Source organism: Photobacterium sp. AWH4_225 (assembly GCF_056158405.1).
In genome coordinates this window covers 1,973,228-1,988,438 of record NZ_JBSWTF010000001.1, presented here as the reverse complement: position 1 = coordinate 1,988,438, position 15,211 = coordinate 1,973,228, and the positions used below count along the sequence as shown (strand labels likewise).

Here is a 15,211-nt window from a genome sequence, read left to right as displayed (position 1 = left end):
TGAAACTTTATGGGTGTCAGTAACTTACTCATTAGCCCTCCCGCTCTAACCGATGGCGTAGATACAATGCCAGTCCGTTCATCAAAACTAAAAAAGCGAGCAATACCAAAATGGCTGCCGCCGTAATTTCAGCAAAGCCTTTCTCAGGGTTTTCCGCCCACAAATAGATTTGTACAGGTAGAACAGTGGCGGAATCCAATATGCCGTTAGGGATATCTACAATGAATGCGACCATTCCGATCATTAACAATGGTGCTGTTTCACCAAGTGCCTGCGCCATCCCGATAATGGCCCCTGTTAACATACCAGGCAACGCCATGGGCAATACCTGATGCAACACTACCTGCATGTGCGATGCTCCCATCGCCAAACCGGCTTCTCTTATCGAAAGCGGAACCGCAGTGATCGCTGCTCGGCTTGATATCACAATTGTTGGTAATGTCATTAGTGCGAGCACCAAGCCACCTACCAGCGGGGTCGAACGAGGCAAGCCAAATACACTCAGGAAAACCGCCAAACCCAATAAACCAAACACAATAGAAGGTACTGCCGCGAGATTATTGATGTTTACTTCGACAAAGTCGATAAAACGGTTTCTTGGCGCAAACTCTTCCAAATAAACAGCGGTTGCCACGCCAAGAGGAAAGCAAATCACCAGCGCAGTCAACAAGGTATACATTGAGCCAACCAATGCCCCTCGAATACCGGCAAACTCTGGATTTCGGCTATCACCATTTTGAAAAAAAGTCGTGTTAAATGTCGTTTTCACCTGAGCTTGCTGCAGCAGCGCTTGATACCAACCCTCTAACTTATCCGCTAAGTTAGCATCCCGATCGCCTGATTTATGTAACCGGTTAATACTGTCCGATGCCGGCAGCCACACTAACTCAATTATTCCCGCAGTCGGTTTCTGGTTGCGCCATTGTTCTACCAGTTGGTATTCCGCTGACTCGGAGATCAACTTGTAGAGTAATCGGCGATCTGAACGAGATTGCACGGCAGGAAACTGTGCTCGTAAGCTTTCCCGAATAGCCGCACGCGCTTTACTTGAAGTGACGGTATCCGGCACTTCTACACGCAGTTGTATTTCTGTGGCTTTAAACGCTGGCATTCCTTTAATCGCAATGGCGGAAAAAATCAGCAGCAAGAAGCCCAGTGAAAAGACGATTGCCGCCAGTCCTATCGTTTTATGGATACTCTGATGTCGATAGCGACGTTTTAAGCTCAAGCTAATGCGCTGGTTCTTGTCCGCTATAGCGTGGTTAAACTCAGTCATAATGCTCCCGGTATCGCCTAACTAGTCGAAGCGCAACCACATTAAGTGACAGGGTCACCAAAAATAATACTAAGCCAAGGCCAAATGCCGCGAGTGTCTTGGCGCTATCAAACTCTTGATCTCCAATCAGTAAGGTAACAATTTGTACCGTCACCGTTGTCATTGATTCAAGCGGATTAGCAGTAAGGTTGGCAGACAATCCTGCAGCCATGACGACTATCATGGTTTCACCAATCGCCCTTGATACCGCTAGCAATAACCCGCCAACAATACCGGGAAGTGCGGCTGGCAATACGACCTTATTTATCGCTTCAGCTTGGGTAGCACCCATTGCCAATGCGGCATCTTTCAGATCTTTTGGCACAGAACGAATCACATCGTCAGAGAGTGATGATACAAATGGGATAATCATCATCCCCATCACTAATCCAGCAGCCAAGGCACTCTCTGAGGATGTCTGAGTAAGACCTATGCCTTCGGCGAGGCGACGTATGAAAGGGGCTATAAATAGTGCAGCAAAATAGCCATAAACCACTGTTGGGATCCCCGCCAGAATTTCCAAAATCGGCTTCACCCACTTCCTCACCTTTGCTGGTGCATACTGTGAAAGATAAATTGCGGTAAATAAGCCCACAGGGGCAGCAACCAGCATCGCAATAAAGGTGATCATAAAGGTGCCTGCGAATAGCGGCACAGCGCCAAATGCACCGCTAGCCCCGGCTTGATCTTCTCTAATCGCAATTTGAGGTGACCAGTGCAGGCCAAATAGAAAATCAGAAAGTGGAACGAGTTGGAAGAACCGAATGGCCTCAAAAAGTAGGGACAATAAAATACCCAAAGTGGTGATTATCGCAATAAGGGAACCACCCCATAAAAAGCCGATAGTGATCCGTTCAACGACTTTTCTGGCTTTGAAACTCGCATTAATGCGCCACCAAACTGCAATGCTGGCGATGAATGTCCAACCAAATGTGATAGCGTGAAAAACCTGCTTTAAAAACGCCGTTTGTTCACGATAATAGTTTGCGGCGTTAGCCATGTTGTCAGATGTTGCAGACAAAATGCCATCAGCGATCCCGATAACTTGGGAGACAATGACGTTGGTCGTTTCAAGCGAGTGTTGCGAGAGATATTGAACAAGTAGATAACGTGCAAGACTTTCACTGGAAACAAACCAGAAAATACCAAGCAACAGCAATGGCGCAACAACCACTAAAACAGCAGACAAGCCATGGAAATGTGGCAGCGAATGCAGCTGACTCTGCCTACCGAGTTGCCAGGCAATGCGCCTCGCTTTTTCCCGGCAGGCAAAGAAAGCAACCATTGTAATAAGCAATACTAGCCCGAAAATCATGGATAGTTGCCCGTCGCTTACTCTAAGGGATGTTCACAGTCAGGTTTACTCCTTCATCCCTGACTTCAGTCCACTCAGTGTCATCCAGTGGGATCAGGCCGCGGTCAGTGAGGTATCCTTCTGCGCCTATCGCATCTTCACTGGTAAAGAGGTCTACATACTCTTTCAGACCTGGTACAACACCGATATGGGCCTTCTTAACATAGAAGTACAGCGAACGTGAAACCGGGTACTCCCCCGCACTGATAGCTTCAAACTCTGGTGCGACACCATTGATTTTCGCTCCGTGTACCTTATCGCTGTTCTGGTCGAGGAAACTGTAGCCAAAGATACCAAACGCCGACGGGTTAGCACTTAGCTTCTGAACAATCAGATTATCGTTCTCTCCCGCTTCGATAAACGCACCGTCTTCACGGATGGCATGGCAAGCGGCCTGAAAACGTTTCTTATCCTCTTTCTTCAGCTTTTGAATACTGTCGTTCTCAAGGCAACCTTCCTCCATCACCAGCTCGACAAACGCATCTCGAGTCCCTGATGTTGGCGGAGGGCCAAGCACTTCTATTTTGGTATTCGGCAAATTGGCATTGATGTCTTTCCAGGTCTTGTTAGGGTTTCCAACTAGCTTACCTTTTTCATCAGGCAGTACCTTTGCCAAAGCCTGGTATAGTTCGCCAACAGTCAGCGACATCACATCACTTTTTACTGAATTAGCCAGTACAATACCGTCATAGCCAATTTTGACCTCGACGATCTCTTTGACGTTATTGTTCATGCAATTCTCAACTTCTGAGCCTTTGATTTTGCGAGAAGCATTAGTAATGTCTGGCGTATCAACCCCAACCCCGGCACAGAATAATTTTAAACCGCCACCGGATCCGGTTGATTCAACCTTAGGTACCCCAAAGTCTGTCGAGCGGCCAAATCGCTCAGCGACAACAGTCGCAAATGGATAAACCGTTGACGAACCAACGATGCTGATTGTATCGCGAGAAGCGGCATATGTTTCAGTAGCGGCAAACGCTGAAACCGAAACCAGTGCAGCTGCTATTACTCTATTTAACTCAAGCATTAAACTGTCCCACCATTGACTGATTTAAACCCACTTCCACAGTAGAAAATCGCATCCAAAGCTGCCAATAAACTTCGATGACAATTTCAAGAACCCTTTGTTAAAATCTTAACAAACCAGTCATTCACCCAGCTGCAGATATAAAAAAACCGGTAGGGTTAGCTACCGGTTTTACCATAATAATCAGCTGTTATGCGTTATCCTGAGCGGCGTTGCCTTTCTTATCCGCCTCGGCTTTCTCATCATAGCCAGGCTGGTTTTCAGGCAAGTCTTTCACTTCTTCGTACCACAAATCATGGTGCTCTTTGGCCCAAGTTTCGTCCACTTCACCCGTGATCATGCCATCAAGACCCGCTTCCATACCAAACAAACCAATGTAAATATGGAAGATGAAGCCACAGATAAGTACCAATGCAGACAGCATGTGAACTAAGTGCGAGAGTTCCATATCACGACGTGTTTGGTCGAAGATTGGGAAATCCAAGATAAAACCACTGGCCACGATAAAGGCACCAAAGAAGATCAACAACCAAAAAATCGCTTTTTCACCACCATTGGAGAACCCAGCTGATGGGTGACTGCCTTTGTGCTTACCGACCATACCGCCCATCTTCATGAACCACTGCATATCAACTTTGTTGAAAATACTCTTACGCCACCACTTAACCAGTACCGCTACCAAGAAAATCGCAAACAAAGGGCCAATGTAGTTATGGTATTGCTTAGCTGCATAGATCACCCAACCCCACAGCTCAGTAGGAACGATAGGCTTGATAAAGTACTTACCATAAACCAGCGTCAATCCACTAAATGCCAAGGTCAAGAAGGTGAAAGCTAAACTCCAGTGCAACGCCCTATCCAACCGGCTCCAGCGTTTGATCTTACGGCCTGTTTTGGGCTTGCTGAGCTTTAATGGGCCAACGACAACATACGCCAGCGCCACCATCACCAAACTGCCAAAAATGGCTAGTGCGCCAAGTGGTGACATCCACTTTTCTTTCATAATGAACCAGGTCTGCCCCGGTACACTAATCAGCACACCATGCTCTGGTGACTTCGATGTGGTATAGCCCTCTTGGCCATCTTTGACTGCTCGCCAATAGTCAGCACCGGCAAAACCAATGACTTCATGCCTTACAACAGACTCGCCCAAGCGCTCAGATTCAGAGTTAGCACCGGTTTCATTACTTGCTGCCGCCGATAATGAAAACATCAATACCAAGGCGGTTGTTAGCAAAAAGAACCAGTGTTGAATTCGCTTAGTCATATTACTCCCGACTGTTTGTTCAACAGTTATATTCAGATCTCTTTACCCAGAGGCAACCTCAGCGTTAGAGATTGCCTCTTGTTCGTTTGCTAGGACTCGTTATGCCTTACGCACTTTGGCTGCATCGTAAGCCAGGTCGTCAGTACTCGCCCAACCCGCTTCTTTTGCCCCACGAGCAACAACACGCTCACGGTAGATATCAGAGATTTTCGCAGCATCACCTGCCAGTAGCGCCTTGGTTGAACACAGCGAAGCACACATTGGAAGCTTACCTTCAGCAATACGGTTGGCACCATACTTCTGTTTCTCTTCTACCGAACCCGTTTCGACATTCGGGCCGCCGGCACAGAAGGTACATTTGTCCATCTTGCCACGTTCAGCAAAAGCCGTTTGCTGCGGGAACTGCGGCGCACCAAACGGACAGGCAAACAAGCAGTAGCCACAACCGATGCAGAGATCTTTATCATGCAGAACAATGCCATCTTCGGTTTGCACAAAGCAGTCAGCCGGACACACCGCCATACATGGCGCATCACTACAGTGCATACAGGCTACCGAGATAGAGTTCTCATTTGGCAAACCATCGTTAAGGGTAACGACGCGACGGCGCTGAATACCCCATTCAAGTGCATCATCATTTTCGTTTTTACAAGCTGTCACACAACCGTTGCACTCGATACAACGTTTAGAGTCACAAAGAAATTTCATACGTGCCATCAGAATGACTCCTTACGCTTTAGAGATTTTACAGAGGGTAACTTTGGTTTCCTGCATCTGGGTCACAGGGTCATAACCATATGTAGTTGCCGTGTTGGCCGCTTCGCCAGAAACAAACGGCGCACAGCCATCAGGGTATCGACCACGTAAATCTTCGCCCTGGAACTTACCACCGAAGTGGAACGGTATAAATGCCATTCCCGGTTTCACACGAGGCGTTACCATGGCTTTAACATGGATTCGGCCTTTCTCTGCACCTTCAACCCACACCATTTCACCGTCTTTGAAGCCAATATCATTGGCATCTTTCGGGTTTACCTCTACAAACATCTCTTGCTGCAATTCTGCCAGCCATGGATTAGAACGGGTTTCGTCACCACCACCCTCGTACTCAACCAATCGACCGGAGGTCAATACGATTGGATATTCGTCTGACACGTCTTTATCCTGAATTGACTTGTACAACGTCGGCAGACGGAACATGGCTTCGCTGTCATTCCACGTTGGGTAATCTGTTACAAGGTCACGGCGTGGCGTGTACAGCGGCTCACGGTGAAGCGGCACTGCATCTGGGAATGTCCATACCACTGCACGTGCTTTGGCGTTACCAAACGGAATACAGCCGTGCTTGATGGCTACACGCTGGATACCGCCAGACAGGTCAGTTTTCCAGTTCTTACCTTCAGCCTGTGCTTTTTCTTCAGCGGTCAGGTCATCCCACCAACCAAGCTGCTTAAGCATCTTGTCGGTAAACTCTGGGTAACCATCTTCAAGCTCACAGCCTAGCGAGAAGCTGTCATCTGCTAGAAGGCTTTCACCATTGCGCTCTACACCGAAACGGGCACGGAAGTTACCGCCACCTTGAGCGACAGTTTTCGATGTATCGTACAGAATATGAGTACCAGGGTGCTTCATCTCTGGTGTGCCCCAACAAGGCCACGGCAAACCGTAGGTTTCTCCGTTGGCTGGGCCACCTTCCGCTTCCAAAGAAGTCTTATGGAACGTGTGCCAGTTCTGCTGATGCTCTTTCAGGCGCTCAGGGCTCTGGCCAGTGTAACCAATAGTCCACATACCCTTGTTGTATTCTCGGGTGATGTCTTCAATTACAGGCTGGTTGTTTTCAACACGGATGTGCTTGAACAGCTGCTCGGAAAGACCAAGCTTCTGAGAGAGCAGATACATGATTTCGTGGTCTGGCTTGGATTCGAACAGCGGCTCAATGATCTGATCGCGCCACTGAACTGAACGGTTGGTTGCCGTTACAGAACCAGTAGTTTCGAACTGGGTAGTCGCTGGCAGTAGATATACATTGTCTTTGCGGTTGTTCATTACCGCAGCAACGCCTGGGTATGGGTCAACAATCACCATCATATCCAGTTTTTCCATTGCCTTGCGCATTTCGGTACCACGGGTTTGCGAGTTCACCGCATGGCCCCAGTAGAACATGGCTCGGATGTTATCGTTCTGCTCGATGTTGGCTTTGTCTTCAAGCACACCATCAATCCAGCGAGAAACAGGAATACCGGCATTATTCATTGGTTTCTTGCCACGGTATTCATTCTGGTCGAAGCGACCCTTCAGCCACTCGTAATCCACATCCCATACTTTCGCCCAGTGTTTCCAGGCTCCTTCAGAAAGGCCGTAGTAACCAGGTAGGTTGTCAGACAGTACGCCAAAGTCCGTCGCACCCTGTACGTTATCGTGACCACGGAAAATGTTGGCACCACCACCTGATTTACCCATGTTGCCAAGGGCAAGCTCAAGAATACAGTACGCTCGGGTGTTGTTATTACCTGTGGTGTGCTGGGTACCACCCATACACCAAACCACACATCCTGGGCGGTTCTCAGAAAGCATTTTTGCCGTTTGATAAACTTCCGCTTCTGGTACACCACTTACGCGCTCTACCTCAGCAGGCGTCCATTTGGCGACTTCTGCTTGTACTTCATCCATACCCCAAACACGCTGGCGAATGAATTCTTTGTCTTCCCAGCCATTTTTGAAAATGTGGTATAGCACACCCCAGATGAAGGCAACGTCAGAGCCAGGACGTAGAGAAACATAGTGATCAGATTTCGCTGCTGTACGGGTACGACGAGGGTCCGCTACCACAATCTTACAGCTGTTGCGCTCTTTGGCGATCAGGATGTGCTGCATCGCAACTGGGTGCGCTTCTGCAGGGTTTGAGCCGATAAACAGGATCGACTTACAGTTATGCATGTCATTGAGCGAGTTGGTCATCGCCCCGTAACCCCAGGTGTTTGCTACACCGGCAACGGTTGTGGAGTGACAGATACGCGCCTGGTGGTCAACGTTATTCGAGCCCCATAGCGAGACCATCTTACGGAACAAGTAAGCCTGTTCGTTGTTGTGCTTAGCAGAGCCCAACCAGTACACTGAATCTGGACCCGACTCTTCACGAATCTTCTTAACTTGCTGGCTGACTTCATCCAAAGCCTGCTCCCAGCTAAGCTTTTTCCACTTACCGTCAACCAACTTCATTGGATATTTGATACGGCGTTCACCATGGCCATGCTCGCGGAGTGCAGCACCTTTTGCACAGTGGCCACCGGCGTTGAACGGGTGATCGAATGCTGGTTCCTGACCAGTCCACACCCCTTCTTGTACTTCAGCGTAAATACCACAGCCAACAGAACAGTGAGAACAAATAGTACGCTTCACTTCAGCCGGCGCTTTAGGATCAACGTCTTTAGCTTCGGCTTTTTTCATCATGCCCGGTGCAAACATGCTTGCACCAGCCATACCACCAGCAGCAGCCAGTGATGAATTTCGGATAAAGGAACGACGCGAAATACCTAGCTGGTTTTCGTCCTTGCTTACGTTATCGGAACGTTTAATCAGTTTCATTTATTGCTCCGCCTTACAAGGTTTCGTAGTAATCGCGAATATGCTGAGTTTCGCGATAGCCAGTAGTGTTGTCATCTTGATCTTTGGTATAGCCTTCAGGCTTGTCGGCCTTCGCCTGAACCGCAGTTGCTGTACCTGCAACAACAGCACCAGCCGCCACGCTCAAGCCAATATTTTTCAATAGTTGGCGTCGGCTTTGACGGGTTTCATTTTGACTAGGTTTTTTCTGCTCACTCATAAAAGCTTGCTCCTTATCGTGTTTCCGAATCCGATAGGCTCGTTTCGGAAATCAATTTTTTTGCTAAGTTTTTCGTAAAATAAATAACGACTTAAAAGGCTTGTTCCAACTATCCACTGAGCACCCTCATTGCATCGCTCATTAAATAGTTCGGTAGCGGTTACGTCGTCACAAAAATGAAAATTAGGTAAAGTCTAGTTCACCTCTACTAATCGTGTTTTTTCCACCAGCAGGAACTGAAGAGCCAACTCAGCAACAGCGTTATAAAACACAGCGCTGTTGGCAGCTTTAAGATCAGCGCATAGTCGCTCAAACCATGCCGCGATATGACGATTGAAGAAAACTTGCTGCAAGTGCTTGTCTCCCCCTTCCACCAGCATCGCCATCACTTCCAATAATGCGGCGATGTGATCTTCCGGCTCTTTGACATTCTCTTCACGGGCAAAGCCCAACTGCATAAGATCACGACGAAGATGGGCAAGAGGCATTTCCATCAATGAACCGGTTAGGTACCAAGATCCAAATGGGACGATCTCGCCACGACCGATGCCGATAAACAGATCTTGATACTCTTCTTCAGCAGCTAAAACTGTTGTGGTCTGTGCCGCCAATTTGAGAACAGGCCAAGAAGCTGCCATTGTGTTTGATGAAGATGCATTCTGATTTGCTTCAACATCTAGTGCAGAAAGCCAATCTAAAACGCTTTGATCCGGTGCCTTGCGAAACAAATGTGCCAACAAGCCATATATTTCAACACGCAGTGCACTATCTTCTTGTTGAGTTTGAAGTACTGATTCCATTTGCTTTTCCTACACTTTTAGCTGACTTTCAGGATCATCGACGATCGTCGAGAAAATATCGCGAACACGGCAGTCTTCGCACATATTCAACCGACGAATGGCTTCTCCCTGAAACTGAGAGTGATTTTGTAACTTCTCGGTCAACATTTTCACCATAGAAGCTGGAGCAAATGGTTTACCGCAACTGGTACAACAAGCCGCTTCTTCCTCATGCAGAACCTGTGCTTCCTGGCGTGTCTCTGCATTCCAAGTCAAACCCGGATTAAGGGAAATCACTTTTTCAGGACACGCTTTTTCACACATGCCACATTGCACGCAATCTTGTTCAATAAACAAAAGACCTGGACGATCGCCAATGGCATGAAGTGCTCGCGTCGGGCATACAGACACACAGCCCATACACAATGTGCAATCTTCAGACTTGCACTCTACAGAACCATAAGGGGCATTTTCAGTTACCGCAGTACGTTCTGGTTTTACCGCCGCGTTTTCATAAAGGGCATCAAGAACCGTAAACAACTTCGCGCGTTTATTGCCTTCCAATGGAGTAGCTAGATTCAATAATGCAGAGTCAAAACCCGTGAAGGTCTTGGCACCAGCAAAATCAAACAGAGCAATACGTTCAACGTCATAGCCCATATCAGCCAAAAATGACTGAGCCGTTGCTAATTCATCACGTAGTACACGATCGATAGTGTCAGGAATATAAGAGGTGTTTGTCGCCAAAAGCACTTGATGTGCACCATAAGCCAATGCACTAAACCAAGAATCAATGCCTACCGTAGCCAGTTCTTCCAATGCAACCGGAATAACAGACTCAGGAAGATCAGAGATGATCGTATTTACCTTGTCTTCATCCCGGTTACCATAGAAAAGCAATGTCGGCTTTTCCCCACCCGCTTTTCGATAGTTTTCCAATAATCGATAAACAAAGTGTTGAGTATTTGCCGGATCAGGTAACGCATAAGAAATCGCTTCGGTCGGACATGCTGTCGCACATGTTCCCACACCTTGGCAAAGGTATGGGTTGATTTCTATATGATCGCCAGTGCTGGACAATGCACCAGCAGGGCAAGCATCAACACAACGCTCACATCCAGTCACACCGCGAGATGAGTGCGCACAAAGATCAGGATTCAGTCGAAAGTATTTCGGCTTATCAAATGTCCCAATCATCTCAGGAAGATCTTCGATGACATTTGCCAGTTTCGCTTTTCCTGCCCCAACGGCATAATAACCCGGTGCAGAAATCTCAAGCTCGGATAGGCCCTTGTCCGTCATATCAACAATCAAATCAAAGCAATCACGGCCAATCGCCACTTTTGCCAAGTTCACTGTCGTCAACATGCTCTCGATATCACAAGAGACTTCAAATGCCCCTAGGTAACCTTTTACGGTTGCCTTAGAAGCAAAGTAAAGGTTATCCCGTTTAACACTGTTTTTGGCTTTTTCTTCAGAATCGGCCTTCGCTGTGGCAAGTAGGGTTACCGAATTCAGCGAAGTAAACTGTGTTTCAAGGGTTGTGATTACGTCTTCTGCACCCACCAGCAACACATTCCCGCGGCTTTCATAAGAAACCGTTGGTGGAATGAGATTGGAAAGCTCGACGGTACCATTTATGGCAGTCAGTCTCGCTTTACCATTTTGCTCTTTGGTAGCGGATAGTGCTTCAAGTGTACTATTTAACATTATTATTCCTGTCTACTCGTCACCGTTAGTCAGTGGCGATTGAAACGCACTGTTTAGAAAAGGGTTTTCTAAATAACTCGCTTCATACTCTTTACTAGAGCAATAACCGATCCAACTTTTCACGGAATAAAATGACTTATAGGGAGCCAAAATCTCTTTAGGACAGTTTGACCAAACCACTTAGCGACAATTTGTCCCACCACTTGGTGAGTATTGCGCCAAAATGTCCCGATCATTTTTAAGGTTATTTTTCCCTTTTTGTCCCAGTTCGTTTGTTGTTAGGTATTAAGTTGGCTTTTCTTCACTCTCTATTTCAGTAGGGATAGAAAGTGCGAGGCCTGTTTCAACATCTACTGCCTCATTAGAATCAGAATCGAGTGCATCCGAGTCTTGTGTGCCAAAGCCTTGTATATCTGAGCCTTGCACGTAAGCCTCAGGTGTTGCTGTTTCAAGCTGCTCCGTTGTATTCTCAACTGCATGAGCCTCACTCCCCGCTTCTGTACAAGCATTGAGAGCTTCCTCTGCTGTTTCCGCAACCTCATTGACCCATTGACGAAGCTGCTGTGTTACCTTGGTATCAAGCACAGGCACATTTGAAAAATCTTCCGTGTGATCGTCCATGTCACTGATATAGTTAAATTCATCAGAGTGAAATAACTTGCGCAGCGCCGCCTTTTTCACAGACTTTTCAACCCCTTGCTTCATAAAGGTTGATACACCAGAATCAAACGTTACCTTTGCCGCATCAGCAAGGGTTAACTCAGGAAGTGTGGTTTGTGGATCAGAGCCGTTATCTTCATCATCAAGTTTCACAGTCTCGCTGCTAGCAATGCTCTCTGACTCGGAAGCGTTGAGATCATCTTTTACCGGTTTCTGATCAATCGGTTCATGATCGATAAGCTCTTGTTCTTTCTTATCCGGTTCGGGATAAGCTTCGCCTTCGTTCTTGGCGTTGATTTTGCGCTGAGACCAACGCTGGAAGAAGTTAGTTGCCACTAGAACGCCCTTTTTGCTCTTTGTTTTTACAACGTTTACGACGATATTCGATTTGTTCGCCATGACGACCGATAAAGGCCTCCATCCAAGCTTGGATTTGTAAAGGTGCTTTTATATGAAGAACTTGATAGTCACCATCCATGTAGCTACTTGCCAACCCTTGGGCGGCCGTAATCAGTAATGGCGATAGCTGTTCGTTTTCTTCTTCACAAACAATAAATAAGTGTGGATCACGCGAGCTGAGGTTAAAGCGGTAGTCAGAACGTTCGTGGCGATGCAGTTCCAATGGCATCACATAGCCACCTTCTTTATTTGCCAGTGTCTCTTTTTCATCTTCGTCATATAAACAAACGTCTTCAATTGACCAAGAAAGTGTTGTCCAACGACCAACTTGCTTTTCTTCTGATACCAGACGAAATGCTATCGGCCACAATGACTCATTTTTATATTGTTCAGGCACACTCACTCCTTAGCTTTTCGGTTCGGGCTTATCTAATTGATAACCCCATAAAGCAAGGATCAGACCAACTTTATAAAAGCACTTCCAAACAGATGACATTTCCAGAAACAAATAAGTTGGAATGATGTTTGCTAATACATCTGACAACGACTTAATCTATGTTTTAAAAGTAGACGTTCCAGAAAGTGTTGCGTATACATGAACACATCCAACAGGAAGATCTCCTTTAGATGCTAAGTAACAACCATCAACAGCAGGATAATTTGATGAGCCAATTGCCAAAAATAATTAAAACAAATTCATCTGTTAGTCAGACAATGACCGTTCAGGTAATGGATGAGTATGGCGATATGATGGAAAAAGAAATTGCCTGTGAACATCCCCTTACCGTCTATCTCAACTGGGTAGAGATTGTCACCCTAATGACGTTAGGTGAACGTCCATCCGCACTTGTGCTTGGTTACCTCAAAAACCAAGGTTTTATTGAAGACATCGACGCCATCGAATCTTTGATCATTGACTGGGAAACCAACTCCGCCGCCGTCATTACCCGCGAAAATACCGATGGCCTAGAAAAAAAGCTGGAAAAGAAAACCGTTACGTCTGGATGCGGCCAAGGCACTATGTTCGGTAACGTAATGAAGAAATTGGAAGGTATCCAACTACCTAAACCAAGTATTCCCCAATCAAAGCTTTATGGCTTGCTTGAGTCGCTGACCCACCATAACGAAACGTATAAAGCTGCCGGTGCCGTTCACGGCTGTGCGGTGTGCAAAGACACGGAGATTTTGTCTTTTGTTGAGGATGTAGGTCGCCACAACGCTGTCGATACACTCGCTGGTGAAATGTGGCTCAAAGGTGAGCAAGGTGCCGACAAGATTTTCTACACCACGGGTCGATTGACCTCTGAGATGGTGATCAAAGTGGCTCAGATGGGCATTCCTGTTCTGCTCTCTCGTTCAGGTGCAACTCAAATGGGCTATGAGCTTGCTCAGAAACTGGGGATCACCATGATCGCCCGCGCCAAGGGCCACCGCTTCCAGGTGTATAACGGTGTTGAAAATCTAATACTAGATGTAAAAGGTGATGCTAAAAGCCTACCTGTTGAAGATGCACATAAACCAACACATAAAGGTGAAACTGATCAGCAGCATTCTAGCCACCAGCAAGGTGGTAGCAAATAATGGAAAATAGCTACCCGGAGTTCATGAATGCCAAGCAAGTGGCCGAATATCTCGATTTGAATGAAAAGAAAGTGTACGCCCTTGCCAATGATGGATTACTACCCGCAACCAAAGTCACCGGCAAATGGCTTTTCCCAAAAGCACTGCTCGACAAATGGTTACTTGAGTCCTGCCACAATGGGGTTTTGAACGATCGCCTACTGATAGCGGGCTCCGATGATCCTCTGCTACAGATGATCGTGGGTGATATGGCGAATAAGCTAGGTAGCACGGCGCTTATCGGTTATACCTCAACGGGCACCCGCCAAGGTCTGGCAATGTTGAGTAAAGGTCATGTCGATATGTGTTGCATTCATTGGGGACATGCCGAAGAAGCCGCTCTTCGCCATCCCGCATTGCTGCAACAATACAGCGGTCATCGTAATTGGGTTCTTATCCATGCATTCGAACGCCAGCAAGGTTTAGTGGTGTCTCAAGAGATAGCAGACTGCGTGAATAACCGTTCTATTCAGCCTCAGGAGCTACTGTCTTCCCGTTGGCGATGGGCAATGCGCCAAGAAGGTGCCGGTAGCATGCGAGCCCTATCTGAATGGTTACATACTCACGCTTTCACGATTGAAATGCTGACCAGTATAGGAACCTGCAATAGTGAAAGAGAACTCGCATCGAACATTGCCAGAGGTGAAGCCGATGTTGGTTGTGCCAGCCAAAGTACCGCGGGGGAATTTGGCCTTGGATTTATACCCCTTTGTACTGAAGCCTTCGAGCTGGTGATCCCGAAAAATATCTATTTCAGAGACCTGCAACAGAAACTCCTCCACGCCTTAAGCGATAATACTATTCAGGGCAAAGGTGATCAGCTAGGCGGTTATAATTTTACCCGAAGTGGTCAGCAGGTTTGGAGTGGTAAGTAACCACCCAACTAAGAACTCGAAACTAATCTTGCTAAAAACACATAACTCAATAAAGAGGGGCAGCAGATGCCCCTCTTTACGATTTCATTAATCGCTATCAAAACGGATTTTCTTTCAATATCCAGCCTGAAGAAAATGCTATCAATACAAAAATTTAAAGATGAAAAACGCCAGCTTTGCCATCATAAGAAAACCTAACGCTATCTACCCCTGAAAAAGACTCTTTCTCCTTACCATTCATGCTGTTATCTAATAACTTTACAGATAAACCAATCAATAAAGTCAAGCACGTTAGACCTTTCGCTTATATACATTTATTAATGTTTAGCACCTGTCATATATTCGATATTTATCACTGGTCGGATGTGACAAATGAAAC

The 15,211-nt window shown here is 46.7% G+C and carries 13 protein-coding genes; 2 read left to right on the top strand and 11 right to left on the bottom strand.

Annotated elements, in window-relative coordinates; translation table 11 throughout:
- Positions 1-31: 31 nt before the first annotated feature.
- The 11 genes from pstA to ACXAD4_RS09395 all read right to left on the bottom strand — a co-directional run bounded on the left by pstA (position 32) and on the right by ACXAD4_RS09395 (position 12,734).
- A complete protein-coding gene (gene pstA / locus ACXAD4_RS09445) occupies positions 32-1,276 on the bottom strand; it encodes a phosphate ABC transporter permease PstA (protein WP_475240904.1) in 1,245 nt (414 codons plus the stop codon).
- A complete protein-coding gene (pstC, locus tag ACXAD4_RS09440; protein ID WP_475240903.1) occupies positions 1,269-2,630 on the bottom strand; it encodes a phosphate ABC transporter permease subunit PstC in 1,362 nt (453 codons plus the stop codon). Before pstC ends, pstA begins: the two co-directional genes overlap by 8 nt.
- Positions 2,631-2,652: 22 nt before the next feature.
- A complete protein-coding gene (locus ACXAD4_RS09435; protein WP_475240901.1) occupies positions 2,653-3,699 on the bottom strand; it encodes a PstS family phosphate ABC transporter substrate-binding protein in 1,047 nt (348 codons plus the stop codon).
- Between the two features lie 190 nt (positions 3,700-3,889).
- A complete protein-coding gene (locus tag ACXAD4_RS09430) occupies positions 3,890-4,966 on the bottom strand; it encodes a formate dehydrogenase subunit gamma (RefSeq protein WP_475240898.1) in 1,077 nt (358 codons plus the stop codon).
- A 99-nt stretch (positions 4,967-5,065) separates the two neighbouring features.
- Positions 5,066-5,683, bottom strand: coding sequence for a formate dehydrogenase FDH3 subunit beta (gene fdh3B / locus ACXAD4_RS09425; RefSeq protein WP_187462056.1), 618 nt, complete (start codon positions 5,681-5,683; stop codon positions 5,066-5,068).
- 12 nt (positions 5,684-5,695) lie between these two features.
- Complete coding sequence (locus ACXAD4_RS09420; RefSeq protein WP_475240896.1) at positions 5,696-8,551, bottom strand: formate dehydrogenase subunit alpha; 2,856 nt, start codon at positions 8,549-8,551, stop codon at positions 5,696-5,698.
- Between the two features lie 13 nt (positions 8,552-8,564).
- Positions 8,565-8,789 (bottom strand): twin-arginine translocation signal domain-containing protein, encoded by a 225-nt coding sequence (locus tag ACXAD4_RS09415; RefSeq protein WP_475240895.1) that lies wholly within the window; start codon positions 8,787-8,789, stop codon positions 8,565-8,567.
- A gap of 194 nt (positions 8,790-8,983) precedes the next feature.
- Positions 8,984-9,589, bottom strand: a complete 606-nt coding sequence (locus ACXAD4_RS09410) for a TorD/DmsD family molecular chaperone (RefSeq protein WP_475240892.1) — start codon at positions 9,587-9,589, stop codon at positions 8,984-8,986.
- Positions 9,590-9,598: 9 nt separating this feature from the next.
- Entirely contained in the window at positions 9,599-11,278 is a 1,680-nt protein-coding gene (locus ACXAD4_RS09405; RefSeq protein WP_475240891.1) for a 4Fe-4S binding protein, read from the bottom strand.
- A gap of 285 nt (positions 11,279-11,563) precedes the next feature.
- Positions 11,564-12,274, bottom strand: a complete 711-nt coding sequence (locus tag ACXAD4_RS09400; RefSeq protein ID WP_475240888.1) for a DUF3306 domain-containing protein — start codon at positions 12,272-12,274, stop codon at positions 11,564-11,566.
- Complete coding sequence (locus ACXAD4_RS09395) at positions 12,264-12,734, bottom strand: DUF3305 domain-containing protein (protein WP_475240886.1); 471 nt, start codon at positions 12,732-12,734, stop codon at positions 12,264-12,266. The genes ACXAD4_RS09400 and ACXAD4_RS09395 overlap by 11 nt, the downstream gene beginning before the upstream one ends.
- A 266-nt stretch (positions 12,735-13,000) precedes the next feature.
- On the opposite strand from ACXAD4_RS09395, the gene fdhD reads away from it, so the two are divergent.
- Positions 13,001-13,918 (top strand): formate dehydrogenase accessory sulfurtransferase FdhD, encoded by a 918-nt coding sequence (gene fdhD / locus ACXAD4_RS09390; protein WP_475240883.1) that lies wholly within the window; start codon positions 13,001-13,003, stop codon positions 13,916-13,918.
- Positions 13,918-14,832, top strand: coding sequence for a substrate-binding domain-containing protein (locus tag ACXAD4_RS09385; RefSeq protein WP_475240881.1), 915 nt, complete (start codon positions 13,918-13,920; stop codon positions 14,830-14,832). The genes fdhD and ACXAD4_RS09385 overlap by 1 nt, the downstream gene beginning before the upstream one ends.
- The last annotated feature ends 379 nt before the right edge of the window (positions 14,833-15,211 follow it).